This is a genomic window from Natronosalvus vescus, from assembly GCF_023973145.1.
Lineage (GTDB): Archaea > Halobacteriota > Halobacteria > Halobacteriales > Natrialbaceae > Natronosalvus > Natronosalvus vescus.
In genome coordinates this window covers 3,601,463-3,627,026 of the sequence record NZ_CP099546.1, presented here as the reverse complement: position 1 = coordinate 3,627,026, position 25,564 = coordinate 3,601,463, and the positions used below count along the sequence as shown (strand labels likewise).

21 protein-coding genes are annotated in these 25,564 nt (G+C 60.4%); 12 read left to right on the top strand and 9 right to left on the bottom strand.

Features of this window, described 5'->3' with window-relative positions:
• Positions 1-83: 83 nt before the first annotated feature.
• Positions 84-2,138 (top strand): AMP-binding protein, encoded by a 2,055-nt coding sequence (locus tag NGM68_RS17135; RefSeq protein ID WP_252699432.1) that lies wholly within the window; start codon positions 84-86, stop codon positions 2,136-2,138.
• 58 nt (positions 2,139-2,196) lie between these two features.
• Here NGM68_RS17135 and NGM68_RS17130 read toward each other — a convergent pair whose 3' ends face one another.
• Entirely contained in the window at positions 2,197-3,432 is a 1,236-nt protein-coding gene (locus tag NGM68_RS17130) for an MFS transporter (protein WP_252699431.1), read from the bottom strand.
• 61 nt (positions 3,433-3,493) lie between these two features.
• Between NGM68_RS17130 and NGM68_RS17125 the strand changes: the two genes are divergently transcribed.
• The 3 genes from NGM68_RS17125 to NGM68_RS17115 all read left to right on the top strand — a co-directional run bounded on the left by NGM68_RS17125 (position 3,494) and on the right by NGM68_RS17115 (position 7,443).
• Positions 3,494-4,933 (top strand): short-chain fatty acid transporter, encoded by a 1,440-nt coding sequence (locus NGM68_RS17125; protein WP_256469900.1) that lies wholly within the window; start codon positions 3,494-3,496, stop codon positions 4,931-4,933.
• Positions 4,934-5,057: 124 nt separating this feature from the next.
• Positions 5,058-6,722: an aldehyde ferredoxin oxidoreductase C-terminal domain-containing protein gene (locus NGM68_RS17120; protein WP_252699430.1), complete on the top strand. Its 1,665-nt coding sequence runs from the start codon at positions 5,058-5,060 to the stop codon at positions 6,720-6,722.
• Positions 6,723-6,906: 184 nt separating this feature from the next.
• A complete protein-coding gene (locus tag NGM68_RS17115; RefSeq protein WP_252699429.1) occupies positions 6,907-7,443 on the top strand; it encodes a hypothetical protein in 537 nt (178 codons plus the stop codon).
• Here NGM68_RS17115 and NGM68_RS17110 read toward each other — a convergent pair.
• On the bottom strand, positions 7,435-8,100 hold the full coding sequence (locus NGM68_RS17110) for a glycerophosphodiester phosphodiesterase (RefSeq protein WP_252699428.1): 666 nt from the start codon (positions 8,098-8,100) through the stop codon (positions 7,435-7,437). The two genes, NGM68_RS17115 and NGM68_RS17110, sit on opposite strands and share 9 nt — an antisense overlap.
• A gap of 244 nt (positions 8,101-8,344) precedes the next feature.
• On the opposite strand from NGM68_RS17110, the gene NGM68_RS17105 reads away from it, so the two are divergent.
• The 5 genes from NGM68_RS17105 (at position 8,345) to NGM68_RS17085 (ending at position 13,479) form a co-directional block, all read left to right on the top strand.
• Positions 8,345-9,058, top strand: coding sequence for an SDR family oxidoreductase (locus tag NGM68_RS17105; protein ID WP_252699427.1), 714 nt, complete (start codon positions 8,345-8,347; stop codon positions 9,056-9,058).
• Positions 9,059-9,402: 344 nt separating this feature from the next.
• Positions 9,403-10,533 carry a branched-chain amino acid ABC transporter permease gene (locus NGM68_RS17100; RefSeq protein ID WP_252699426.1) on the top strand — a complete coding sequence of 377 codons (1,131 nt, stop codon included), beginning with the start codon at positions 9,403-9,405 and terminating at the stop codon, positions 10,531-10,533.
• Positions 10,530-11,846, top strand: coding sequence for a branched-chain amino acid ABC transporter permease (locus NGM68_RS17095; protein ID WP_252699425.1), 1,317 nt, complete (start codon positions 10,530-10,532; stop codon positions 11,844-11,846). The genes NGM68_RS17100 and NGM68_RS17095 overlap by 4 nt, the downstream gene beginning before the upstream one ends.
• Entirely contained in the window at positions 11,843-12,682 is an 840-nt protein-coding gene (locus tag NGM68_RS17090; RefSeq protein WP_252699424.1) for an ABC transporter ATP-binding protein, read from the top strand. Before NGM68_RS17095 ends, NGM68_RS17090 begins: the two co-directional genes overlap by 4 nt.
• Positions 12,679-13,479 carry an ABC transporter ATP-binding protein gene (locus NGM68_RS17085; RefSeq protein WP_425493584.1) on the top strand — a complete coding sequence of 267 codons (801 nt, stop codon included), beginning with the start codon at positions 12,679-12,681 and terminating at the stop codon, positions 13,477-13,479. Before NGM68_RS17090 ends, NGM68_RS17085 begins: the two co-directional genes overlap by 4 nt.
• A gap of 265 nt (positions 13,480-13,744) precedes the next feature.
• On the opposite strand, the gene NGM68_RS17080 is transcribed toward NGM68_RS17085, so the two are convergent.
• The gene (locus NGM68_RS17080; RefSeq protein ID WP_252699423.1) at positions 13,745-15,076 is read right to left on the bottom strand and encodes an ABC transporter substrate-binding protein; all 1,332 of its coding nucleotides are present in this window, start codon (positions 15,074-15,076) and stop codon (positions 13,745-13,747) included.
• Between the two features lie 185 nt (positions 15,077-15,261).
• Between NGM68_RS17080 and NGM68_RS17075 the strand changes: the two genes are divergently transcribed.
• On the top strand, positions 15,262-16,806 hold the full coding sequence (locus NGM68_RS17075) for an acyl-CoA carboxylase subunit beta (RefSeq protein WP_252701450.1): 1,545 nt from the start codon (positions 15,262-15,264) through the stop codon (positions 16,804-16,806).
• A 10-nt stretch (positions 16,807-16,816) separates the two neighbouring features.
• Entirely contained in the window at positions 16,817-17,194 is a 378-nt protein-coding gene (locus tag NGM68_RS17070) for a DUF8022 family protein (RefSeq protein ID WP_252699422.1), read from the top strand.
• Between the two features lie 48 nt (positions 17,195-17,242).
• Here NGM68_RS17070 and NGM68_RS17065 read toward each other — a convergent pair whose 3' ends face one another.
• Entirely contained in the window at positions 17,243-17,749 is a 507-nt protein-coding gene (locus tag NGM68_RS17065; RefSeq protein ID WP_252699421.1) for an NUDIX hydrolase, read from the bottom strand.
• A 278-nt stretch (positions 17,750-18,027) separates the two neighbouring features.
• Here NGM68_RS17065 and NGM68_RS17060 point away from each other — a divergent pair, with 278 nt between their 5' ends.
• Positions 18,028-19,854: an acetyl-CoA carboxylase biotin carboxylase subunit gene (locus tag NGM68_RS17060; RefSeq protein WP_252699420.1), complete on the top strand. Its 1,827-nt coding sequence runs from the start codon at positions 18,028-18,030 to the stop codon at positions 19,852-19,854.
• A 25-nt stretch (positions 19,855-19,879) separates the two neighbouring features.
• Here NGM68_RS17060 and NGM68_RS17055 read toward each other — a convergent pair whose 3' ends face one another.
• From NGM68_RS17055 to NGM68_RS17035, 5 genes are all read right to left on the bottom strand, one after another.
• Positions 19,880-20,419 carry a DUF7529 family protein gene (locus NGM68_RS17055; protein WP_252699419.1) on the bottom strand — a complete coding sequence of 180 codons (540 nt, stop codon included), beginning with the start codon at positions 20,417-20,419 and terminating at the stop codon, positions 19,880-19,882.
• A gap of 221 nt (positions 20,420-20,640) precedes the next feature.
• Positions 20,641-21,102, bottom strand: coding sequence for a DUF7555 family protein (locus tag NGM68_RS17050; protein ID WP_252699418.1), 462 nt, complete (start codon positions 21,100-21,102; stop codon positions 20,641-20,643).
• Positions 21,103-21,120: 18 nt separating this feature from the next.
• The gene (locus NGM68_RS17045) at positions 21,121-22,458 is read right to left on the bottom strand and encodes an ABC transporter ATP-binding protein (protein WP_252699417.1); all 1,338 of its coding nucleotides are present in this window, start codon (positions 22,456-22,458) and stop codon (positions 21,121-21,123) included.
• Positions 22,458-23,804 (bottom strand): ABC transporter ATP-binding protein, encoded by a 1,347-nt coding sequence (locus NGM68_RS17040; protein WP_252699416.1) that lies wholly within the window; start codon positions 23,802-23,804, stop codon positions 22,458-22,460. The genes NGM68_RS17045 and NGM68_RS17040 overlap by 1 nt, the downstream gene beginning before the upstream one ends.
• The gene (locus NGM68_RS17035) at positions 23,804-25,564 is read right to left on the bottom strand and encodes an ABC transporter permease (RefSeq protein WP_252701449.1); all 1,761 of its coding nucleotides are present in this window, start codon (positions 25,562-25,564) and stop codon (positions 23,804-23,806) included. The genes NGM68_RS17040 and NGM68_RS17035 overlap by 1 nt, the downstream gene beginning before the upstream one ends.

Genomic DNA, 25,564 nt, shown 5'->3' with positions numbered 1-25,564 from the left:
TCGTCAGAAAGTGGGTTTGAACGCCGGACAAAAACAGGCAACGGTAACGTTCATTGCACGGGGAAGCAAACCGTGGCAGTGAGATGGACGGGGAGCTAATTGACGAGGTGGTTCACGAACCGTCGCGGGAATTCGTCGAATCCACGAACGTCTGGGCGTTCATGCAGGAGCACGGCATCGAAGACTACGAAGACCTCATCGACCGAACGACGACCGATCGAGGTGACGGTGAAAGCGGCGTCGAGTGGTTCTGGGACGAACTTGTCGACTACCTCGAACTGGACTTTTACGAACCGTACGATCGGGTTCGAGACGATACCGATGCGCCGCAGTTCACCGACTGGTACCCCGGCGGCGAACTCAACATCGCGCACAACACGCTCGACCGGCACGCCGCTCTCGAGGCAGAAACCCGAAACAAGGTAGCGACGATCTGGGAGGGCGAAGACGGCGAGGTTCGCGAGATCACCTACCACGAACTCCACCGCCAGGCGAACAAAGTGGCGAACGCGCTCGAGGACCGGGGCGTCGAGACGGGCGATACGGTCGGGCTGTACATGCCGATGGTACCCGAGGTCGTCTCGATTCTGTACGGCTGTTTCAAGGTCGGTGCCATCGCGGTACCCATCTTCTCCGGCTTCGGCGTCGACGCCGTCGCCACTCGCCTCGAGGACGCCGACTGTTCAGTGCTGTTCACCGGAGACGGATTTTACCGCCGCGGCAGCCCTATCTTCCTCAAGGAGTCGGGGGATGAAGCCATCGAGGAAGCCGGTCACGTCGAACACACGATCGTCTTCGACCGGTTAGGTTCGAGCGATCCAGACACCCCTCACGAGATCCCCTGGGATGACGACCGTGACGAGTGGTGGGCCGACGCCGTGGAGTCCCAGGACGACGCGTACGAGAGCAAGTCCCTGCCCTCGAGCCAGGAGTCGATGCTCCTCTACTCCTCTGGCACCACGGGAAAACCAAAGGGGATCGTTCACACGCACGCGGGTGTGCAAACCCAGTGTGCGAAAGAACTGTACTTCGGCTTCGACCTCAAACCCGCCGACCGCTTCTTCTGGGTGAGCGACATCGGCTGGATGATGGGGCCCTGGACGCTCATCGGCGTCCACACGTTCGGCGGCACCGTCTTCATGTACGAGGGCGCGCCAGACCACCCGAACCCCGACCGGTTCTGGGAGATGATCGACCGCCATCGACTGACGCAGTTCGGTATCTCACCGACGGCCATTCGCGCACTCCGCAAACACGGCGGGCGTCAGACTACGTCTGACGAGCCATCCGGATCCAGTGAAGCCGGAGAAGACGAGTGGCTCGGGGGCCACGATCTCTCGTCGCTTCGCCTCCTGGGATCGACGGGGGAGCCCTGGGATCCGGAGTCCTGGCGCTGGTTCTACGAGCACGTCGGTGGCGGCGAGGCCCCCATCATCAACATCTCCGGGGGCACCGAGATCTGTGGCTGTTTCCTGATGCCGATGCCGATCCAGTCGCTCAAACCCTGTACCCTCGGCGGACCGGGCCTCGGCATGGACATCGACATCGTCGACGCCACCGGCGAGTCGGTCAAAGACGATCACGAGCGCGGGTACCTCGTCGCCCGGGACTCCTGCCCATCGATGACGAAATCGCTCTGGAGCGGCGACGAGCGCTACCTCGAGGAGTACTGGTCGACGTTCGAGGACCTGTGGGATCACGGCGACTGGGCCCAGCAGGACGAGGATGGCTTCTGGTTCCTCCACGGACGGGCGGACGACGCGCTAAACGTGGCCGGTCGGAAAGTCGGCCCCGCAGAAGTCGAAGGTGCGCTGATCGATCACGACGCCGTCAACCAGGCGGCCGCCGTCGGGGCCCCCGACGACACCACCGGTACCGCCGTCGTCGCCTACGTCATCCTCGAGCAGGGCGTCGACGAGGGCGACGAGCTCCGTGCTGAACTGCGTGAACAGGTCGGTGAGGAACTCGGGAAGCCGTTCCGTCCCCGGGAGATCCTCTTCGTCGACGCCTTCCCCAAGACCCAGTCGGGGAAAATTATTCGGCGAGCCGTCCAGGCGGCTTACACCGGCGAAGATCTGGGCGACCTCTCGAGTCTCGAGAATCCAGGAGCTCTCGAGGAACTCGAGGACGCCCGCTGATCGAGATATCGACTCGAGGAGCCACCTAATCGAGATATCGGCCGAGCGGTTTCTCACGTTATTCTCGTGTTGCCAGCGCTGTCAGCGCAGCACCTGCCAGACCGGTGACCCCAGCTATCACGAACGCGGGCGTGTAGCTCCCGAGCAGATCGTAGCTTAGTCCGGCGAGTGGAGGTGCGAGCAGTCCGGAAACCGCGAACGAGAGCGAGATGACACCGAACAGCGCGTTGGCGTCGTCAGGGCCGAACAGGTCGACCGTGAGCGGCGACAGCAACGCGCCGTTTCCGCCGTAGGCGGTGCCAAACACGATGGCGAACGAGAGGATACCGGCTGGAGAGGTGAGCACGGGCAACGCGAGCATCGAACCGGCCATCACGATCGAACAGCCGACGAACGTCCGGCTTCGTCCGAGGTGATCCGATGCGAACCCAATTCCAAAGCGTGCTGTGGCGGTCGTCGCCCCGATAACCGACAGTGCGAGTGCGCCGATACGGGCGTCCATCCCGAGGTCGGTCACGTGGGCGACGAGGTGAACGAGCGTCACGTACAGCGACCCATAGATCAGTACCCAGCCGAGAAAGACCAGCGTGAATCGACGAGACGTCGCGACGCCGACGACGTCTCGAGCTTGCTCGAGCCAGCTTCTGCGCTGGTTTCGGGTCGCCGGATAGCCGTCGGGAAACTCGCGCGCAGAAACGACGTCACGGTTCCGGGGGTCGTCCTCGATCATCACGGTGGCGACGACGAGCAAAGCAATCAGTCCGGCCACGAGCACGAGATAGGCCTCCCGCCAGCCATATCTGGCGATCAGAACCGCTGCAACGGGAGCGACGGCGACCATGCCGACGCCCAGCCCGGCGGATGCCACGCCGCTTGCGAAACCACGCCGACGCTCGAACCAGCGAGGGACGGTCGCATACGAGACGACGTAGATCAGACCCATGCCCAGTGCCGTGACGACGCCGTACGCTATCCCGAGTGCGGTCACCGAATTGGCTACGCTCGTCCACAGCAAGCCGCCAGCCAGCAAAAATACGCCGACGGCCATGAGTCGCGTGACGCCGTAGCGATCCGCGAGGCCGCCGAAGAGTGCCGCGCCCACGTAGATGGTGAGCGTCTGAACGGAGAAGACGAGCGACGTCGCGCCTCGAGAGAGGTCGAAATCGGTGGCGAGTGGTTCGAAGAACACGCCAAATGAGTAAGAGATACCGAAGATGACGAACGTACCGAGGAAACAGGCAGCTGTCACGAACCAGCCGTAATAGATGCCGTCGTCCACTGGCTGCGTTGTCACTAAAATGGATTGTTCACGAACTCATATAAATATTTAAGAGAGTTAGGCGATACCACGGGGTATGGCACCACAAGACAATGCCGTCAGTGGAGGAGGAAACGAAGTGCCCTCACCGGGCATATTCGAACGAGCCGGAAAGGGGTTGGCCGACGTCGTCGAACGATGGATGCCGAGTCCGTTCCTGTTCGCGATCATCCTCTCGTACATCGTGTTCGTCGCGGGGATCGTCTTCGAGGGGTCTGGGCCGGTCGAGATGACCACGTACTGGTTCGACGGCTTCTGGCTGTTCCTGGCGTTCGCAATGCAAATGACGCTTATTCTGATGACCGGGTTCGTCCTCGCGTACCATCCCCGAATAAACGGCCTGCTCAAACGATTGACGGAGCTTCCGAACGACGGCAAGCAGGCGATCGTCCTCGTCGGCGTCTTCTCGATGGCCGTCGCCTGGATTCACTGGGGATTCAGCCTAATCCTGGGTGCGATCTTCGCCCGCGAGATGGGGAAGACGGCCTATAGAAACGGTATTTCGGCGCACTACCCGCTGTTGTGTGTCGCGGGCTACATGGGACTGGGACTGACCTGGCACTGGGGGCTGTCGGCGTCCGCACCCCTGATGCTCAACACACCCGGGAACGAGTTCATCGAGGCAGGCGTCGTCGACGGGGTTATCCCTGCTAGCGAGACGATCTTCAGTAGCTACGCCATCCTGTTGACCCTCACGTCAATCGTCGTGGCGGCGATCTTCCTGTACCTGCTTGCACCGACGGCTGGCCGAACGCGGCCGATTACTGAGTTCGTCGACGAGGAGAACCTGTTCGAGGACGGATCTGGCAGCGAGGCTGTTCCCGACGGCGGGTCTGAGACCTTCGATACGCCGGCCGAAAAAATCGACAACAGCCGCATACTCGGCGGCCTCATCGCATTGACGGGCGTCGCTATGGTCGTCTACTTGCTCGTCAATGACGGCCTCGACGCGTGGAATCTGAACCTCGTGAACTTCGCGTTCCTGTTCGCCGGACTGTTGGTGTTCATGCGCCCAGCCTACTATCGCGAGAAATTCGGCGAAGCCGCAAAAGCTGCCGCGGGCATCATCCTCCTGTTCCCGTTCTTCGCGGGTATCCAAGGGATGATGAATGCGTCGGGCCTCTCGTCGACAATTGCCGAGGGGCTGTTCGCAATTTCGACGCCTGAAACGTTCCCGATCATCGCGTGGGTGGCTGGCGGCATCGTCAACATGTTCGTTCCCTCCGGTGGTGGCGAGTGGATCGTCCTCGGCCCATCGGTTATCGAAGCGGCCGATGGACACGGCGTCCCAATCGGCCAGGCGACCATCGCCTACGCAGTCGGTGACGCACACACGAACTTGCTCAACCCGTTCTGGGCGCTCCCATTGCTGGCCATAACGGGAATCAAGGCGCGTGAGATGTTCGGGTACGCGATCGCGATGTTGATCCTGCTCACGCCGTTCCTGGCGCTCGCTCTCGTGTTGATCCCGTACTGAGGGTCTGGCACCGAACTGATCGACAATTCATTTTCGATCCGCGCTGATCCGAGACGACAGTTCACTCGAGTTCGCAACTTCCGTGACCGATAGAGTAAGAAGACTCGAGTCCGACCCCACAGATATGCGCCACGCACAGGGCCCACTCCTTTCGGTTGACGTGAGCGACCGAAGCGCCAGCCGGATCGACATCGACGACGTTCTCGAGGCGACCGTCGGCGGGCGGGCAACGGCCACCGCCCTCGCCCACGATCGAATTCCGTTCGACGCCGACCCCTTTGGCCCGGAGAACCGGGCGTACCTCTCGACGGGACCGCTCCAGCAGAGCCAGATGTCATTCACCGGACGGATGAACATGACTGGACTCTCGCCGTTGACCGACGGTCTGGTTTCGACCAACGCCGGCGGCTACCTCTCGCGAAACTTTGCCGAAACCGGGATTAGCGTCCTCGAGGTCGTCGGCGAGAGCGACGAGTTGCTCGCCATCCACGTCACCGATTCGGGCGTCGAGTTCGAAGCCGTACCGGAACTCGAGAACGCCCTCGTTCCCGAGGTGTCCGACTATATGGAGCGCACGCGTGATCTCGGCCCAGAGAACTGTATCGCGATCGGGCCGGCCGGCGAGAATCTCGTACGCTTTGCATCGGTGATGACCTTCGACTCGCGGGCATTCGGCCGTGGCGGGTTAGGTGCTGTCCTCGGCTCGAAGAACGTCAAGTGCGTCACGTTCGAGGGCGAATCGGCACCTACTGTGGAGTTTCCGGCCGTCCAGATGGACGTCCACCAGGAGGCCGCCGAATCCGACGACCGGATGAAACGCCAGGGGACGACCGGCGGCACGGAGTTCATCAACGACAACTTCTCCCTGCCGACGCGGTACTTCGAGGACTACGAGTTCGAACACGCCGCCGACATCGGGGGCAACGCCGTCGAGGAGAAGAAGTACAAACGCGGAGCCTGTTCGGCCTGCGCGTACGCGTGCAAACTCCCCACTCGAGACGAGGAGACGGGTCTCGAGACTGAAGGGCCGGAATTCGAGACCGTTTACGCCTGTGGCTCCATGCAGGGCGTTGGCAATATCGTCGACGTGATGCAAAGCAATGAACTGTGTGACACGCTGGGGATGGACACCATCTCGGGCGGCGTCACCGTCGCGGCCTACCTCAAGAGCGAGGACGCGTTCGGTGACGCTGATCTCGCCCACGAGGTAACCGAGCAAATCGCCTACCGCGACGGCATCGGTGACACGCTCGCCGAGGGGGTTCACCGCTGTCACGACGCCCTCGGCGTCGAGGACTACACCGTCAAGGGGATGGAGTTCGCCGCCCACGACGGCCGGGTGCTCCACGGGCAGGGGCTGTCCTACGCAGTCGCCAACCGCGGTGCCGATCACATGTACGCCGGGATGCTCGGCCTCGAGTACAGCGGCGAACTCGACCCCGAGGGTACCCTCGGCAAAGCGGAGACGCTCGTCGAACAGGAAAACCGAAACGGGTTCCGAGACTCCGGTGTGGTCTGTGCGTTCGGCGGGGACTACGTCACTGACGAGCGCCTCGAGGAACTTTTCGATGCCGACTTCGACGACTTGCTGGCGGTCGGCGCGGCGACCGTCGAACGCGAACGTCACTTCAACAACGAGCGAGGCTTCGACGTCGAGGACGACTGGACGCCCTACGAACTGCCGGATCTCGAACAGGCCGTCCAGGAGTACTACGACGCCCGTGGCTGGAACGACGACGGCACGATTCCGGCGGATAGTGTGGAACGTGTCAGTCCGGCCGCTGACTGAAACTGTGACTGCGGCTGCAACTCAGTCTCGATCACGATCACCACCCGTGTGATCACCCCTCGAGTGACTCATTTTCGGCGCTTTCCCTGTGTGTGGTGCTGGCGGCCACAACCAGCAAACGGGATGATAAGAGCCGCGCCTGGCCACAATGCTTATGCCCTCGTTCTAGAACCTACAGTCGTGTATGGAGGGGGAGGGAGGACACGCAACCGGGGAACGCACAGATGAATCACCAGCGTTCGATCTCGGTCGGGCGCTAGCCGGATTGAACGGCGAGGATGAGGCGGCACGGACGGGGGCCGTCGAGACGATCCGACAAACGGTCGACGAACACCCCAAGCGGTGTCTCCCGACGGTGCCGAAGTTACGGGCAATTCTGACGGACCCCGCATCGAGTACAGACGTGCAAACGGACGTCGCCTACTGCCTCGAGCGACTGGCCACCGAATCGGCCGGTGACGTTGCACCCTCGGTGCCGGCCATCGTCTCGTATCTGGCAACCGAATCGACATCCACCACGGAGACGACCGACTCGTTGCTGATGTGTCTGGAACGGGTCTCCGATCATCGTCCCAGGGTCGTCGCTGAACACCTCGAGACGCTGCAGGAGGCCGATATCGAGACTACGACCGAGCAACGGTGGCCCCTCACGGACGACACTGGAGAAGAAGGGGAACAGCGACCGGCGACTGACGCCGTTTCCGAATCGACCTCACACTGACAACGGCCGATCCGCCGAGATACAGTCGACGCCGCGATAGCCCAGTAAGCGTGCGACGATCGGCCGTTCGATCGACCACGCGTGTACCTCGAGGTCGACGGTTTTCGCTCGTGCCACCAGCGTCGTACTCAGACACCGCCAGTAGTTCGCGCCGATCACGTCGCAGTTGAGTTCGACCGCGGTCGTCACCGGGTGGACGAGCCGCCGGCTGACCAACAGTCCCGTGGGCTGGCTCGGTTCGAGTTCACGAAGACGGCGGAGTTCCGGCGTCAGAAACGACGTGGTCACCACACGGTTTTCGATCCCAGTCGCTTCGAGCGCCTCGAGAACGTCCTCGGCAATACCGAGGGCTTTCATCTCGAGGTTTACCTCGACCGACAGCGGGAGCGCCTCGAGGACGGCCTCCAGCGTCGGAATCGGCTCTCCTGAGTCGAGGACTGTCAGTTGCTGGAGTTCCTCGAGCGGCGTGTCGGCGATGGCACCAGTCCCATCGGTGACTCGCTCGAGTGTTTCGTCGTGGAAGACGACCAGTTCGCCGGAGCCACAGCGACGGACGTCGAACTCGACAGCGTCGGCGTACTCGGCAGCCGCCTTGAGAGCACCGATCGTGTTTTCGGGAGCCGTGGCGGCGAATCCGCGGTGGGCGATCAGTCGCATTCGTCGGGGGTACACCGCGAGGTGGCTTGAAAGCTTGTCCGATCGCCCGGTTTCGAGAACCTGGCGACGGGGAGCGCGCCGTAGTAGTGCCGCCTTTCCGTTCGAATCGGATGACTTATTACGGCGACACCGACGGTTCCCGTCGCTCGAGTGGGTTACGTCACTCCTCACGCAACGTCGAAACGACGAGACCAGCCGACCAGAGACCCGCAATTTGATTCCCCTGGACGATGAGTATCCACCCATGTCCGCCCCAACGATCGATTTCGAGGGAACCGTCGCCGTCGTAACCGGTGCGAGCGGCGCGCTGGGTGCTGCCGCCGTCGACCGCTTTCACGAGACTGGTGCAACCGTCTGCGCCGTCGACGTTCGCACCCCCGAGGAGGACGAGACCCAACTCGAGTCCGAACCACCTTCCCACTTCTACCAGGCCGATCTGACCGAAGAGTCCGCCGTCGAGGACCTCGTCGAGTCCATCGTCGACGATCACGGTCGCATCGACCACCTGCTGAACATCGCCGGCACGTGGCGCGGCGGCAGTCACGTCGAGGACACCGACCTCGAGGAGTTCGATTTTCTACTCGACGTCAACCTCAAGACGGCATTTCTGACGTCGAAACACGTTATTCCGCACCTCCAGGAGACCGAGGGCGCAATCGTGAGCGTCAGCGCTCGTTCTGGGCTCGAAGGAGGTACCGGCGACGGCCCGTACCGGATCACGAAAGCCGGAATCCGAATCCTAACGGAGACGTTGGCCGAGGAAAATCTGGGGACTGTTCGAGCCAACTGTGTGATGCCGAGCGTGATCGACACGCCGATGAACCGGGAGATGATGCCCGACGCCGACCAAGACTCGTGGGTCGATCCGGCCGACATCGCGGACGTAATGGCTTTCCTGTGTAGTGGCGGTGCAAGCGTGACGAGCGGTGCAGCCGTCCCGGTGTACGGTGAGGCATAGGCTACGTACGGGGAAGCCTAATTCGGCACGTTCGAGCCGTCAGCGGCGAGAATCTTCATCCCCTTGAAATTGCATTCATCGAATGGCCCGGCCCGTGAGGACTCGTGCTACGCAATCGAACGAATGCACTCGAGGGAGACACGATCTGTCACTCTACGCACCTATCGCCTATCGGTGCCAGATCCGTCGTCGATTGCACCGACACAGCGAGATCACTTGGCTTAATTCTCTTACTGAATTGATAGCAAACCGACCGACATCTGGTGGTTCCGGGTTTGTTCATCCGTCTGAGACCGAAGAGTTATTTATACCAGCACGCGCTTGGTTACGTGATAGCTTCACACATGGGACAATCAGACGCAATCGCATGGGGAACCCGCATACGCGAGCAACCGTTCTTGTTCGTGGCGGTGGTTGTGGCCGTGGCACTGGTGCTCGATCTGATCGCGCGGTTAGCAGGGGTCGAAATTGCGCTGGCCGGTGGCCAGTCGTTCGGCGGATCGCTCTCTGTGGGGCGCTTCGGGGGGCTCGTCTGGAACGGTATCGTCGTCGGCCTCATTTTCGGCCTCGCCGGAATCGGCCTCTCGATGACATACAGCATTTTGAACTTCGCAAACTTTTCACACGGCGATCTGGTGACGACAGGCGCGTTCACCGGCTGGGGTGTGACACTATTGATCGCTGGCTGGGGTGTTGCTGACACGGGGTACCTCCTGCTCGTTCGCCCCGTTAGTGGTGCCAGCACCAACGAAATTGGCGCCTCGATCATGCACGCACCGGTCGGAATCCTGCTCGGGGTGATCGTCGCTGCAATCGCGACGATCCTCGTGACCGTCGCCATCGATCGGCTCGTCTACAAGCCGATGCGGGGTCGCGGAGGTATTCCACTATTGATCGCCAGTATCGGTGCAGCACTTGCGCTCCGATACGTGATCCAGCTCGTGTACGGGAGCCCAACCCGTGGCGTGACGGCAACAGAGGGTACCAGCACGAATATTCTCGGAATGTCGGTCGATCTTCACGAACTTTCACTGGTTGTCATCGCCGTTGGACTAATGCTCGGGATGCACTTCATGCTCCAGCGAACAAAACTCGGGAAGGCAATGCGGGCGATGGCAGACAACAAGGATCTCGCGCTCGTAACGGGGATTCCGACCGAACGAGTCGTCACAGCCACCTGGGTCATCGGCGGTGCACTCGCTGGAATCGCCGGCTACCTCTACGTCCTCGAGCGGGGCACGATCGAGTTCAACCTGGGCTGGTTCCTGTTGCTTTTCATCTTCGCGGCCGTAATCCTCGGCGGCATCGGTTCGATTTACGGCGCGATTGCCGGTGGATTCGTCATCGGACTCGTCCACGAGGTGTCGTTGATCTGGATCTCGTCTGACTTCAACGCCGCGGCGGCGTTCGTCATCATGATCCTCGTCTTGCTGTACCGTCCCCAGGGTATCTTCAGCGGGGTGGAAACCGCATGAGCACCGAAACCGAAGCCCCTCCCGAATCAGGGTCGGGTGCTGATGGCCCTGCAGACCTCAAGGCCTACCTGCTCGATGGAATCGCGGCTACCGACTTCCGAATCGTCATGGCCACGCTCCTGGCAATGTACGCCCTCTTCGCCGTGTTCACGTTCGCGGGGGGTGGTGGTTTTGGCGCACTCAGATCTACCTGGATAAGCCTCACGTTTCTCTTTGCGGCGTACGCCGTGTTGACGTTGGGGTTGAACCTCCACTGGGGCTACACGGGACTGTTCAACATCGGTGTCGCGGGGTTCATGGCCGTCGGTGTCTACACGATGGCACTGCTTTCGACGCCCACTGATGCCATCTCGGGAATGGGGCTGGGTCTGCCGTTGATCGTCGGCGTCGTTGGCGGGATGATCGCTGCTTCCCTGGTTGGCTTGATCGCGGCCGTACCCGCACTCAAGCTTCGGGCGGACTATCTCGCTATCGTCACGCTCGGTCTTTCGGAGATTATCCGACTCACTGCCAACGCTAACGGGCTCTCGAACTGGACGATGTCGGTGTTTGGATTCGGTACCGGCGGTGGCAGTGGTATCGACCTCCCAACGAGACCGACCAACGCCCTTTTTCACCAGGATCAGGTGCTCGTCAACGTGTTAGAGCCAATAATTCCACTCATCCATATCAGGCGCTTGGCCTGGGTACTCGTCATGGTCGGCTTCCTTATCGCCGTCTACTGGCTGGTCACTCGGGTCGGGAACTCGCCGTTCGGCCGCGTGTTGAAGGCTATTCGTGAAGACGAACTCGTCGCCCAGTCACTTGGGAAGGATACCCGATGGTTCAAAATCAAGGTCTTCATGCTCGGGTGTGCGTTGATGGGGCTCGGTGGAATCCTCTGGCAGGGTTCACAGGGCTACGTCAGCCCCGATTCGTTCAGACCGATCATCACGTTTTACGTGTTCATCGCCCTCATCATCGGCGGTTCGGGGTCGAATACGGGGAGTATCGTGGGATCGATTCTCTTCGTCGGACTGCTGTTCGAAGGTCCCCGGACGTTCGGGAACATCGTTTCCAACGTGGCTGATCTCGGGAGCGCCCCCGCGACGTTTGCGGGCGCGGTTGAACCACTGCTGGTGTTCAACTTCGCACCGTTGCTCGCGTACCTCTTCGACAACATATCCTCGTTCCGGTTCATCCTGCTGGGTATCGTCCTGATCGTCCTCATGCAACGGCGACCACAGGGCGTTCTCGGCCACAGAACCGAGTCAGCGGCGGCTGTTCCGCTCGATCGACCACAGCACAGCGACACTGGAGGTGAACACAAATGAGTGACGTTGCGAATCCGAATACGCAAACCGATGCCGAGACGGAAAAACGGACGCGGACGCAGGATACGCCGCCGCTCCGCGTCGACAATCTGCGCAAAACCTTCGGTGGGATCGTCGCCGTCGACGAGGCGTCGTTCGACGTCGAAGCCGGATCCTTGACCGGCCTCATCGGCCCGAACGGTGCCGGCAAATCGACGACGTTCAACTGCATCACCGGTGCACACACGCCAGATTCGGGGAGCGTTACCTTCCAGGGCGAGGACATCACCGGCCTCCGCCCGGATCAGGTCGCCAACAAGGGGCTGGTACGAACGTTCCAGATTGCACGCGAACTCGAGGAGATGACCGTCCTCGAAAACCTGATGCTCGCCCCACAAAATCAACTCGGTGAATCGTTGTGGCGGTCGGTGACGCCGATCGTTCGAAACGATGTCATCGATCAGGAGATGGATATTCGCGACCGCGTCTGGGAAGTCGTCGACTTCTTCGAGATCGATCACATCGCCCACACCCAGGCTGGAACCCTCTCTGGCGGCCAGCGAAAGCTACTCGAGATGGCGCGAGCGATGATGACCGACCCGGAGATGCTGTTGCTTGACGAACCGCTTGCGGGCGTCAACCCGACGCTCGAAGAGAAGTTGCTCGAGCGAATCCACGAACTGCGTGAGCAGGGGTACACGTTCCTGCTCGTCGAACACGATATGGACGTTATTATGGAAAACTGTGAACACGTGATCGTCATGCACCAGGGTGCAGTGCTCGCTGAAGGCGAACCCGAGATGGTACAGCGTAACGAACGCGTTATCGAGGCCTACCTGGGGGAGATCGACGTATGAGCGAGTCGGTGTCCGAACCGGGGAAGGGAGACGCGACGACCGACGAGGAAGTAGTCACCGCTCGACGTGATCCGCGGGCGATCGTCCCCGAGGAGACGATACTCACCGTCCGTGGGCTCGATGCAGGGTACGGCGACTTACAGATACTCACAGACGTCGACCTCGACGTAGGCGAGGGCGAGTACGTCACCATCGTTGGACCGAACGGCGCCGGCAAGTCCACCCTGATGAAGTCCGTGTTCGGGCTGACGGCACACATGGGTGGCACAATAACCTTCCAGGGCGAGGAAATCCATCCGCTCGCGCCCGAGGAGATCATCCACGAGGGGATTAGTTACGTCCCACAGAACGAGAACATCTTCGGCTCCCTCTCGGTCGAGGAGAACCTCGAGATGGGCGCGTACATCCTCGACGATGTTCCGGAGGATCGCCTCGAGGCCGTTTACGACCGGTTCCCGGTGCTTCGCGAACGGCGAAAGCAAAAAGCCGGGACGATGTCCGGCGGGCAGCGACAGATGGTGGCAATGGGGAGGGCACTGATGCTCGATCCGGATCTGTTGTTGCTCGACGAACCCTCGGCCGGGCTCGCCCCGGATCTGGTGCAAGACATGTTCAACCGGATAGACGACATCAACGACGACGGCACGGCAATCTTGATGGTCGAACAAAACGCCAAAACGGCCCTCAGGCGGTGTGACCGCGGCTACGTGCTGGCCCAGGGTGAAAACAGCTACACCGACACCGGCGACCGGTTGCTGGCCGACGAGGAAGTTCGCCGGCAGTTCCTCGGCGGATAATCCAGTGCCCCGGGTTCGACGATATACGGTTTTTGAACGACGCGTTATCTGGCAGCGACAGTTCTAAATACTCAGTTTTCGTGTCGGTGGTATCACCTGACGATCAGTTCGTGACAGTCGTTACCAGCAGTTGCGTTATCTCGGGAGATCACTCGATCAAAAATGAGCGTCCTCGAGGCATCATACGATCACAAAAGAGGACTCGAGTCGTATCGAGCCGTTCGACGTGCCACCTCGAAATATTCGGGTCTCGAGCGTCGTTCGATCAGTTTTCGAACTCGATGGTGTCCTGGGTCTCGATCGAGCCGTCCTGGTACCGCATGATGTCGTAGGCGACGGCCTGCATGTCGCCGTTCTCGTCGAAGTCAACGGCCGAGGAGGCACCCTGGTAGTTCACATCTTCGCCATCGGCGACGGCGGCGGCGGCTTCCGCGAGTTCGCTCGGATCGTACTCGGTTCCGTTTGGATTGGCGACCTCGGGGATGTTGTCCCGAATCGCCGTCCCGTCGGCTTCGTCGCCGCCGGCGGCGATCGTCGCGAGAGTGATGACGGCAGCGGCGTCGTACGCGTGACTGTTGAAGACGGCGGGGGCGGTTCCGTACTCATCTTCGTATAGTTCGGCGAAGAAGTCAGCACCTGGACCGGCCGCACTCGGCGCGGTTCCCCAGACGTCGTTCATGTCGTTACCGACCTCACCGGGGAGGTCACCGTCGATGAGACCGTCCGGGACGATGACTTCTCCATCCCAGTCGTCGGCGTAGTTGCCGTAGTAGTCCCGGAAGAGGGTGATCCCCGACTGCGGGAAACCGACGACCATCAGAATGTCGGGGTCGTCAGCGAGTGCGTCACCGATCTGGGAGGTGTAGGACGCCTGTTCGGGCTCGAAGGAGACGCGGTTTTGCACTTCACCACCGGCGTCCTCGAACGCGTTCACGTAGGATTCCTCGAGTGCCTGTCCGTAGTCGTCGTTGAGGTACAGCGTCCCGGTCGAACTTCCACCGATTTCGTCCATGACGACTTCGGCCATGACTGGCCCTTGCAACGCGTCACTGGGCGCCGTTCGGAATATGTAGCCGTCGTCGTCGAGATCCGTCACAGCCGGGGACGTCGAAGCGGGGGACATGCCGACGACCTGGTTTGGGATGAACACCTGCCTGGTTACCTGCAGGGTGACGTTCGAAGCGGCTGCCCCGACGACAGCAGGCATACCGGCGTCGACGAGGTTCTGTGCGGAGGAGTTCCCTGCGGAGGGTTCGGTCTCCGTGTCACCCGTCTGAACCTCGAACTCGAGCGCGTCGCCCAACTGCCGTTCGACGAGAAGGGCACCGTCTCGAATTGCTGGTCCGAGGCTCCCGAGATCCCCAGTTTCTGGCATCAACACCCCATATCGAACCGTTCCTCCGTAATCGATATCGACGTCGGCGTCACCATTGCCGTTGCCGTTTCCATTGCCATTGCCGTTTCCATTACCGTTGTCCGTTCCATCACCGTTGCCATCGTCGTCGTCAGTGTCCCCGTCGAGACACCCTGCGACTCCGAGTACACCGGTTGCACCGATTCCTGCGAGCACCTTGCGTCGTGGTAACTTCCGTACCATGTGTAGAGATAACCCGGGGTATACAAAGACTTTATGCGTGTATTTGATCAGTACCAAACATTTACGTCGTCGAATTCCATAGCAGTGAGCGATACTGGGAGCGAACACGCCATCCCAGAACGCTTTTTGTGCCCCTGGCCGTTCCCTCCGGCAATGAGCCGAACCGGGAGGAACGTGCTATGACGATGGAAGACCGCATCGAGGAACTCAAGGAACTCCGTAACGAAGCGCTACTGGGCGGCGGGGAGGCCCGTATCGAACGTCAACACGAGAAGGGCAAGATGACCGCCAGAGAGCGCGTCGAGTACTTCCTCGACGACGATACGTTCACCGAGTTCGATCAGCTTCGTACCCACCAGGAGCAGAATTTCGGGATGGAAGAACGCAAGATTCTGGGCGACGGTGTCGTGACTGGCTACGGCGACGTGAACGGGCGGAAAGTATTCGTCTTCGCACACGATTTTACCGTTTTCGGTGGCTCGCTCGGTGAGGTATTCGCGGAGAAGATAACCAAGGTGATGGACATGGCGACGGAAGTCGGAGCTCCCATCGTTGGCCTCAACGATTCGGCGGGAGCTCGCATCCAGGAAGGGGTCAAGAGCCTGGCCGGGTTCACCGAAATCTTCCGACGAAACCAGGAAGCGAGCGGCGTCGTCCCCCAGATCTCGGCGATCATGGGGCCCTGTGCCGGCGGGGCAGTCTACTCGCCGTCGATCACGGATTTCATTTTTATGGTGAAGGACACGAGCCACATGTACATCACCGGTCCAGGTGTTACGAAGACGGTAACGGGTGAAGACGTCACCCACGAGGAACTCGGCGGGGCGCTCACGCACGCGAACAACACCGGGGTAGCCCAGTTCGCCTGTGACTCGGAAGAACAGGCTCTCGACGACGTTCGTCGCCTCCTCTCGTATCTTCCACAGAACAACGTCGAGGATCCCCCGCGTGTCGAGCCGTGGGACGACCCCGACCGGCGTGACGACGCGCTCGAGTCCATCGTCCCCGACAATCCACAGAAACCGTACGACATGACAGATGTCATCGAGTCGGTGATGGACGAGGGTTCGTTCTTCGAGGTGGCCGAAAACTACGCGAAGAACATCGTCGTCGGCTTCTCCCGCCTCGACGGCCGGTCGGTCGGCGTCGTTGCCAACCAGCCGCGGGTCAACGCCGGGACGCTCACCGTCGACGCGTCGATGAAGGGATCGCGCTTCGTCCGTTTCTGTGACTCGTTCAACATTCCAATCGTCACGTTCGTCGACGTCCCCGGCTACATGCCCGGAACCGACCAGGAACATCGGGGCATCATCCGTCACGGTGCCAAACTCCTGTACGCCTACTCCGAAGCCTCGGTGCCGCTGCTGACCGTCATCACGCGAAAAGCCTACGGCGGTGCGTACTGCGTGATGGCCTCGAAGAACCTCGGTGCCGACGTCAACTACGCCTGGCCGACGGCAGAAATCGCCGTCATGGGGCCGAAAGGTGCCGTGAACATCCTCTACCGGAACGAACTCGAGGAGGCCGACGACCCCGACGCGCTCCGAGAGGAACTGATCGAGGAGTACCGCGAGGAGTTCGCCAATCCCTACACGGCGACTGATAAGGGCTTCCTCGACGACGTGATCCGCCCGACAGAGACCCGGCCGCGGCTCATCAACGACCTCGAGATGCTCGAGACCAAACGCGAGGACACGCCGTCGAAGAAACACGGAAACATCCCCCTCTAATGACGCCGTTATGACGACGAACGATTCCGAAGCGCACGACACCGATCCCGACTTCGACGCTGCCGACAGTGCTCAGACCAACTCGCTCGAGGAGCCTGATACTGTCGGCGACGTACCAACGGACACTTTCGTCCTCGTCGAAGACGTCTCCGTCACGCTCCCGGACGACGCGACGACCGAAGAAGCAGCGGCCATCGTCGCCGCCATCGGCGCGCACCTCCAGGATCTCGAGCGGGCGGCCGCCCAGGGCGACGGGGCAGACACGTGGGAGGGCAAGCGCTGGTCGTTTGCCGGACGTCTCGACGCCCACCAGGGACGAACGGTACGCGTACCGACTCGAGCGCCGACGAACCCGTGGGCGGCGGCGAGTCGAGCCGATCGGTTCTGAGCTGCTCTCCCCCGAGTCTCGCCGAACCCGGCTGGCGACCGATTTCCGTTACGATCGAACGCGCTCGAGCACTCGTTTCGTGAGCGCTCGATCGTACACGTCCTCGGGAAGCTCGTCGAACCAGTCCGCTCGCTCGATTGGTTCGCCAGGCGCTCCCAGATCGGTTCCAATCGCCGTGGATGTTGGGTCTGCTGAGAAGAAGACGACGGCAAACGAATGCGTTCGGCCGTCGTTTTCGACGACGTTCTCAACGATTGCGTGTGGACGCATTGGTTCGACGTGTACGCCGGTTTCTTCCGAAACCTCCCTGACGACGGCCTCGCGCAGCGATTCGTCGGGCTGGACGCTGCCACCGGGAAGCAGCCAGGACTCGTCGCCTCGATGGTACGCGAGGAGAACGCGCTCGACCGAGTCGAGGATGACGGCCGCCACAGCCCACCCGGTGGAGAACGGTTCGACGTCCCCCAGCGAATCGAACGTCTCCGGGTCGACGGATCCTTCCTCCCGTGTTTCGATGAGATCCGGGAATCGATCACGCGGGTCGACACGTTCCATGCGTCGACACTCGAGCGAAACGAGAAAAGCATAGGTGGTAGTGGAGTGTGCTAACCGCCGTCTCGTTACCGGTGTGTCCAATCCGGTTTAATGGCTTTCCGGTATCACCGAACGGGTTGGTGTATCGACTGCAGTCCAGCACTTGCTCGTTGAGACGCTGTCGATCGAACCTGTGTACCCACCCGACGACACGGTTCTGACAGCATTCACCTGACAACCGAGCAACCGAAACAGTTGCGAAAAAGTAAGGTACTCCCTTTTCGACTGTCCATACACGAATGTTCAGGAAGGTTCTGGTGGCCAACCGAGGCGAAATCGCCGTCAGAGTGATGCGAGCGTGCGAGGAATTGAACGTGAGCACGGTCGCCGTCTACTCCGATGCGGACAAACGCGGTGGCCACGTCCGGTACGCAGACGAAGCCTACAACGTCGGGCCGGCACGGGCCGCCGACTCGTACCTCGATCACGAGGCCGTCCTCGAGGCGGCTCGCAAGGCCGACGCCGACGCGATCCACCCCGGTTACGGTTTCCTCGCGGAGAACGCCGAGTTCGCCGGGAAAGTCGAGGAAGCAGAGGGTATCACCTGGATTGGTTCCTCGAGCGACGCCATGGAGTCTCTCGGTGAGAAGACGAAAGCTCGAAAAATAATGAGCGACGCCGAGGTGCCCATCGTTCCCGGGACGACTGATCCCGTCACCGATCCTGACGAGGTACGCGTGTTCGGCGAAGAGCACGGCTACCCCATCGCGATCAAAGCCGAAGGTGGCGGCGGTGGTCGAGGGATGAAAGTCGTCGAAGCCGAGAGCGAGGTCGAGGACAAACTAGAGAGTGCCCAACGCGAGGGCGAAGCCTACTTCGGCAACGACTCGGTGTACCTCGAGCGCTACCTCGAGAAGCCCCGCCACATCGAAGTGCAGATCATCGCCGACGAACACGGCAACGTCCGTCACCTCGGTGAGCGCGACTGCTCGCTCCAGCGGCGCCATCAGAAAGTGATCGAGGAAGGACCGTCGCCAGCACTGTCCGACGAACTCCGGGAACGGATCGGCGACGCTGCCCGACGCGGGGTGGCCGCTGCCGATTACGTGAACGCCGGCACCGTCGAGTTCCTCGTCGAGGAAGAGCCCGGACGCGACGGCGTTCTCGGCCCGGATGCGAACTTCTACTTCCTCGAGGTCAACACCCGTATCCAGGTCGAACACTGCGTGACCGAAGAGATCACTGGCATCGACATCGTCAAACGCCAGATCCGGGTCGCCGCGGGTGAAGAACTCGACTTCGCACAGGACGACGTCGACATCGACGGCCACGCGATCGAGTTCAGGATCAACGCCGAGAACGCGGCGAAGGACTTCCAGCCGGCAACCGGCGGCACGCTCACCACGTACAACCCGCCGGGCGGCGTCGGCGTCCGCCTGGACGACGCACTCTCACAGGGAGACGAACTCGTCACCGACTACGATTCGATGATCGCGAAACTCATCGTCTGGGGCGAAGATCGCGAGGAGTGTATCGAGCGGTCGTTGCGCGCGCTCAAGGAGTACGAAATCGAGGGGATCACGACCATCGTCCCGTTCCACCGCCTCATGTTGACCGACGAGCGCTTCGTCGCGGGTACGCACACCACGAAGTATCTGGACGAAGAGATCGACCGCAGTCGGTTCGAACAGGCCCAGGAACAGTGGGGGTCGTCCGATTCTGGCGCTGGTGACGACGCCGAGGTCGTCGAACGCGAGTTCACCGTCGAGGTCAACGGTAAACGGTTCGACGTCAACCTCGAGGATCGCGGTGGCGCCTTCCCAGCCAGCGGATCCGGTGGGAACAAACCGGCCGCGAGTGCGCCCGAACCCGCTGGCGGCAGCTCCTCGGAAGACGTCGATATTCAGGGTGACGGCGAAGTGGTCGATGCCGAAATGCAGGGAACGATCCTCTCCGTCGACGTCGGTGAGGGGGACGAGGTCGCCGCCGGTGACGTCGTCGTCGTCCTCGAGGCCATGAAGATGGAAAACGACATCGTCGCCTCCACGGGCGGAACGGTCGCTCAGGTCGCCGTCGAGGAAGGCCAAAGCGTCGACATGGGCGATACGCTGGTGGTTCTCGAGTAACTGTTCGACGAATATCGTCTGCGGATTACGCGTTTGGGTCAATATCGAAGCGGTCGATGAAACCCTCGACGTTTGGTATGAACGGGTCGATTTCTTCGTATCGTACTGACCCCAGTTCGGTGCCGTTGATCGTCTTGAAGTGGCTGTAGAGGGCACCCGTTCTGATGGCCGTCGTTACCATTCCTTTGGCGAGTTGCATGTTGTACTGACCGGCAACGAGAATCGCAGTTTTCGTCTCGGGATCCATCAACTCCGTGACCAGAAAGACGAAGCCGTCGACGTCGTTGCGGTAGGCCTCCCATCGAGGGAACGATCCCGACTCGAACGTGTCGCTAAACGCGTCGGCGTGGTTGTCGGGAATGATGTGGACGAGTCCGTAATAATCCTCGTTGTCGTCTCGACCGACCGCAGACGTGTGCACCGCTGGCATCGTGATGACTTCCCAGCCGTCTTCGCGACGCTCGTCGGCAATGGCCTCCATATCCTGATTCGTCCGCTTCCAGGCCTCTTTCACTGCCGGTGTTCGGGCACGAAGCCCGACGGAATCGTCATCGCGTTTGGACATATACCATAGTCACGCAGGGACTCGGATAATGGTTTCGAGTGCATCACTTGTCACGCCATATTTTTGGAATACCGTGCTCAGGATGAAGCACTGTCCAAATAACTTACGAGTCTCTCGCGTCCGGGGAACACGCGGATCCAATTGAGAGTCTCCCCCACCCAACGCAGGACGGTGATTGTGATCTGATTGCAATCATCGGAAAACGTCGTTGCCAGCGACTATCAAACCCCGACCCCGAACACGGCTTCGAGTACGAACGAGACCAGAAGCACGCCGAGACTGCTCCAGAAGAGCTTCCCCGGTGGTGAGATAGCGTACCTCGGGGGAGGTGGTGTCACCCACCGAAACGGCGGAAGCGCCCGAACGAAGCGCTGGAATGTCGTTTGATCTGGTTTGGCCCCGATCGCACGACCCGCTTCGGTGCCGACCGTCCCCGATTGTGTCCGCTCGAGTTCCTCCGGAGAGGACGGCCAGAGACGAATTGTCGCAAACGCCATCAACGCGAACCCAAGCAGGAATAGACCGACTTTCGCTCCTTCGAAACCGCCCCCGACAGCTAAGCTCACTGCGGTAGCGATAATCGTCGAAATTAACACGACACCAGTGATGTACGCGAGCGTATCCGCACAGACGAGTACTGCGACACGGATTCGGGCGAGTCGCGGCGAAGAATATGATGTCATGCCGGTTCGGACGGAACGTTATCGATGACGCCGATCGATGACGGTGCCGGGCGTTTCGTATCCTGACTCGTGGCGGTGGCAGAGGCTGACCCGACCCTCATCACCCACGGGATGGTAGTCCGGAATATCCGCGTCACAACTGCTCCCGAACTCCTCGTTGAGTAACTCGAGTGCACTTCTCTCGTCATTGGCTTGAACGTCCTCAGCAACCTGATCGAGCACCGGTTGGATCGATTCCGGTACGTCGACCGCATCGAACAGTTCGTCGTAAATCTCTTCGATCGTACCGAAGCGACTCTCGCGACCGAGAAGTGACTTGAGGCGATCGCTAATGCCTCGTTCAGCCCGCTTACGCTCTCGGATGATCTCTCGAAGGAGGTCGAGTTGCGTCCAGAGGGCATTGTCGAGGGTTTCGTACTCCTCCGGGCGGATCCGGGCCGGACACCGTGTACTGAACGGACAGCCACTCGGTGGATCCCGTGGGTTCGGTGGCGTTCCCTGGAGCGTGATCCGATCCTTGTACGCCGTTGGATCCGGTTCAGGGATCGCCGACAACAATGCGTGTGTGTACGGGTTTGCCGGGTTCGTGAACAGCTCTTCAGTCGGCCCAATCTCCATGATGTTACCGAGATACATCACGGCGACGCGATCACAGATATGACGCACCACCGAAAGGTCGTGCGCAATGAACAGGTACGTCAGGCCGAACTCGTCTTGTAGATCTTCGAGCAAGTTGATAACTTCTGCTTGCACCGACACGTCCAGTGCGCTCACCGGTTCGTCGAGGACGATAAATTCCGGTTCGAGCGTCAGTGTCCGAGCGATGCCGATTCGTTGGCGTTGCCCACCGGAGAACTGGTGTGGATATCGGTAGTAGTGTTCACGCTGGAGTCCGACTTTCTCGAGTAGTTCACGCACTCGCTGTTGGCGCTCTCTGGGCGTCTTCCAGTCGTGGACATCGAGGGGCTCGCGAACAATCTCACCGACTGTCATTCGATCGTTGAGACTCGAATCGGGATCCTGAAAGACGATTTGTGCATCGCGCCGCCAGGCTTTGAGTTCTGTGCCACTCAGTGTCGTCACGTCGGTTCCGTCGAAGTGAATTTTCCCGGAAGTCGCCTCCTCGAGTTGGACGAGCGTTCGGCCGAGCGTCGTCTTCCCACAGCCGGATTCACCGACCAGGCCGAGCGTCTCACCGCGTTTAATTTCGAATGACACGCCGTCGACTGCTTTAACCGGGTTTCCACCGAATAGTTTTCCTTCGTCGTAGTAGGTTCGGAGTTCAGACACTTCGACCATCACGTCGTCTCGTTCGTCCATCGTCTCATTTTCGTACTGTAACGTTCGTTGGCTCATCAGTGCTCACCCTCCGTCGATTGCTCATTCGTTTCGGAATGGCGTTCGATTCGGTCAACTTCTGACAGCTCTTCAGGATATAATAGACACGCTGCCGTATGATCGTCCGCACCCAGTTCGACGGGAACCGACACCGGGTGAACGGACTCACACGATTCGAAGGCCTTCGGACATCGTGGTGCAAACCGACAGAACGTCGCTGGTTCGTTCGGCGTCGGCACGTTGCCTTCGATAGTTTGCAGTCGCTCACCTTCCTGTCGGCCAGGAATCGACTGTAACAGTCCCTCGGTGTAGGGGTGCTTCGGATTTGCAAACAGTGTGTGCACGTCAGCCGTTTCGACCGTCTCGCCGGCGTACATCACGTTCACTCGGTCTGCAACTTCGGCGATAACGCCCATATCGTGGGTGATGAACATGATCGCCAGATCACGTTCTTCCTGCAGCTCATCGAGTAACTCGAGGATCTGTGCTTGAATCGTGACGTCGAGTGCCGTCGTTGGCTCGTCACAGATCAACACTTCCGGATCACAAGCTAGTGCCATCGCGATGACCGCACGCTGGCGCATCCCCCCGGAGAACTGGTGAGGATACTCAGCGACTCGTCGTCGCGAGTCTGGTATGCCAACGGCCTCCAGCAGTGAGACCGCTTCCTTCGTGGCGGCCTGTCCACGGAGTCCCTGGTGGAGTCGAAGTGCCTCTTTGATCTGATTGCCAACCGTATAGACCGGGTTGAGGCTCGTCAACGGATCCTGGAACACCATCGCGATTTTACTACCGCGCATGGCTCGCTGGGGTTCTCCCTCGAGTCGAGTGATTTCGATGAACCCGTCGACGATATCGCCGCCCGATTGCTCGGTGATAAACACACAGTCGTCGGTATCCGTCAATCCAAGCTGGTCACCGTACCCCGCGGCAAGCAGGTCGGCAACGGTTATCGAGTCGACTGACTCATAGCCCATCTGGGCTGGGCTGACGTCGATATTTGGTCGATCGAGCAACGAGCGGACGTCGTATTCCGCCTCGAGTTGGCTCACGTCGACCGTCCGCTTCGAGAACTTCTTCGCGAATTCTCGCACCGTCTCGAGGTGGGTAAAGCGAATACTGCTGCCAGGCAAGACGCGACCTGGGTTGTCGATCAGCCCCATGATCGAGCGAGCGGTCACGCTTTTCCCAGATCCACTCTCACCAACGATACCAACGGTTTCACCGGGCGTCAGGTCGAACGAGACGCCATCGACGGCGCGAATGACCTCCTTGTCGGTGTAGAACGCCGTCTGGAGGTTCCGAACCTCGACGATCGGGTCGGTGTCGGCGTGAGCCGCCTGTGGTGTTGATTCCATCGACATCACCCACCACCTCCTGTAGCCGCAGCCGTTGCTCCGGCATCGCTGCTTTCGCTTTCCGGATCCATCGCGTCGCGGATGCCGTCACCGAGCGCGTTGAATCCAGTGACGACGAGAACGATCATGAGACCTGGAACCGTCGCGATGTGCCACGAGGTCGTCGAAACGTACGCCCGTCCGTCGCTCACCATCCGTCCCCATTCAGGTGTCGGTGGGTTGATCCCCAGACCGAGGAACGACAGGGCAGCAGTCACGATAATCACACCACCGAGCAACAGTGATGCGTAGATCATGATGTAGCTGAGGATGTACGGAGCCATGTGTTTCCGCATCGTCATCATCGGCGTCTGGCCGTAGCTTTTGGCTGCATCGACCCATTCCTGTTCGGCAACCTGCAGCGAGGGCCCACGTATCGATCGCCAGAGCCCCGGCCAGTAGAGGGCTCCGAAAATTAACGCGAGAAGTAATCCCCCGCTATAAATATCGGCCAGTGGGTGATTGCCCTGCTGGAAGACTACTGATAAGAGCAACACCATCAGGAACACTGGAACCGAGATCAACGTATCACTCACGACAATCGTGACGATATCGATGGCTCCTTTGTAGTACGCGGTGATCAGCGACATCGCCAGTGCAATCGAAGTCGCAATGCCGATGCCGACTAGTCCGATCACGAGCGAGGTTTGTGCGCCATATGCGAGGAACGTAAACAGATCCTTTCCATCCGGATTCGTCCCTAACGGTGCCCATCGATCGTAATCGTCGTAGCTCATGAGTCCGACGGTGCTGTCACCACCCTGGGATCGACTCTGGATGTTCGCCGTCCCGTGGGTAACGGTTTCTACGTCACCATCGTCAGTCAGGTACTCGAATTCGTGTTGATATGGACTGTAGAGGTTTGCCTCCGCGCTTGCCGCACCGAGTGCGGGCGCCCACAGCGCGAGTACGACGAATCCAAAGACGACGATCAGTCCGAAAATCCCCCAGTAGTGGGATCGGAACCGGTTGACCCAGTCGTCACGAGGTGTCCAGTCAGCTTCGCGGTAGTGATTTCGGTAGGTTGTATACCCCTTCCATACCCAGACCAGGGCAGCGAACGCGTACGTGTACACGACGAACACACGAATAGCCCAGGCAATCGCTGGCGAGAGGCCGAGGAACGTACCTTCCCATCCGCCGTCAGGTGTCCGATGGCCTTCGTTCGAGATCAGTTCACGATCAGTGAGCGTCCAACCGTTTGCAATCCACTCAAGTCCGTTCGTCACGCTGGCAATAATGACGTCGAGCACGCCACTAAGTGGCGTGAGCAGTATCAGGGCAGCGCCAACACCGATTCCGGCAGCGATGACGATATGCTCGAGCAGGGTTTCGCTGAGCGCATCCGGGCCGGTCTGTTCGGCATCGATCCCGATTTTCTTCGAGACCGAAAACGGAACGAACAGCGGTTTGATGAAGAAGGCGGCGACGAGCAACAGCAGTGTCGCCGTCACGGCAAAACCGATGGCTGCACCGACCTGGCTCAGACCGCCGACAACGTCACCTAATCCGTCGGCGACGTTGTTCCCAACCCACCACGGAACTGATGGAACGAACCCGAGAACCATTCGAATGGCCCCGCCAGCGGCAATTATCCAGCCGACGATTCGACCAAGCTCGAGGAGGATTAGCAGCGCGAGTCCAGCCACCCAGATGAGTGCGGGTCGTGGATTTGCTGCAATCCGCTCTCGAAGCGTTAAGACAGTGTCTGTCTCATCAGATGACAT

Excerpts from the sequence above, each read along its gene's own strand:
- NGM68_RS17100 (WP_252699426.1), top strand. The coding sequence starts at position 9,403 with ATGGGACAATCAGACGCAATCGCATGGGGAACCCGCATACGCGAGCAA.
- NGM68_RS17045 (WP_252699417.1), bottom strand. The coding sequence starts at position 22,458 with ATGAGCCAACGAACGTTACAGTACGAAAATGAGACGATGGACGAACGA.
- NGM68_RS17060 (WP_252699420.1), top strand. The coding sequence starts at position 18,028 with ATGTTCAGGAAGGTTCTGGTGGCCAACCGAGGCGAAATCGCCGTCAGA.
- NGM68_RS17075 (WP_252701450.1), top strand. The coding sequence starts at position 15,262 with ATGGAAGACCGCATCGAGGAACTCAAGGAACTCCGTAACGAAGCGCTA.
- NGM68_RS17065 (WP_252699421.1), bottom strand. The coding sequence starts at position 17,749 with ATGGAACGTGTCGACCCGCGTGATCGATTCCCGGATCTCATCGAAACA.
- NGM68_RS17110 (WP_252699428.1), bottom strand. The coding sequence starts at position 8,100 with ATGCGACTGATCGCCCACCGCGGATTCGCCGCCACGGCTCCCGAAAAC.
- NGM68_RS17115 (WP_252699429.1), top strand. The coding sequence starts at position 6,907 with ATGGAGGGGGAGGGAGGACACGCAACCGGGGAACGCACAGATGAATCA.
- NGM68_RS17035 (WP_252701449.1), bottom strand. The coding sequence starts at position 25,564 with ATGTCATCTGATGAGACAGACACTGTCTTAACGCTTCGAGAGCGGATT.
- NGM68_RS17040 (WP_252699416.1), bottom strand. The coding sequence starts at position 23,804 with ATGTCGATGGAATCAACACCACAGGCGGCTCACGCCGACACCGACCCG.
- NGM68_RS17055 (WP_252699419.1), bottom strand. The coding sequence starts at position 20,419 with ATGTCCAAACGCGATGACGATTCCGTCGGGCTTCGTGCCCGAACACCG.
- NGM68_RS17095 (WP_252699425.1), top strand. The coding sequence starts at position 10,530 with ATGAGCACCGAAACCGAAGCCCCTCCCGAATCAGGGTCGGGTGCTGAT.
- NGM68_RS17070 (WP_252699422.1), top strand. The coding sequence starts at position 16,817 with ATGACGACGAACGATTCCGAAGCGCACGACACCGATCCCGACTTCGAC.
- NGM68_RS17135 (WP_252699432.1), top strand. The coding sequence starts at position 84 with ATGGACGGGGAGCTAATTGACGAGGTGGTTCACGAACCGTCGCGGGAA.
- NGM68_RS17080 (WP_252699423.1), bottom strand. The coding sequence starts at position 15,076 with ATGGTACGGAAGTTACCACGACGCAAGGTGCTCGCAGGAATCGGTGCA.
- NGM68_RS17090 (WP_252699424.1), top strand. The coding sequence starts at position 11,843 with ATGAGTGACGTTGCGAATCCGAATACGCAAACCGATGCCGAGACGGAA.
- NGM68_RS17085 (WP_425493584.1), top strand. The coding sequence starts at position 12,679 with ATGAGCGAGTCGGTGTCCGAACCGGGGAAGGGAGACGCGACGACCGAC.
- NGM68_RS17105 (WP_252699427.1), top strand. The coding sequence starts at position 8,345 with ATGTCCGCCCCAACGATCGATTTCGAGGGAACCGTCGCCGTCGTAACC.
- NGM68_RS17120 (WP_252699430.1), top strand. The coding sequence starts at position 5,058 with ATGCGCCACGCACAGGGCCCACTCCTTTCGGTTGACGTGAGCGACCGA.
- NGM68_RS17050 (WP_252699418.1), bottom strand. The coding sequence starts at position 21,102 with ATGACATCATATTCTTCGCCGCGACTCGCCCGAATCCGTGTCGCAGTA.
- NGM68_RS17125 (WP_256469900.1), top strand. The coding sequence starts at position 3,494 with ATGGCACCACAAGACAATGCCGTCAGTGGAGGAGGAAACGAAGTGCCC.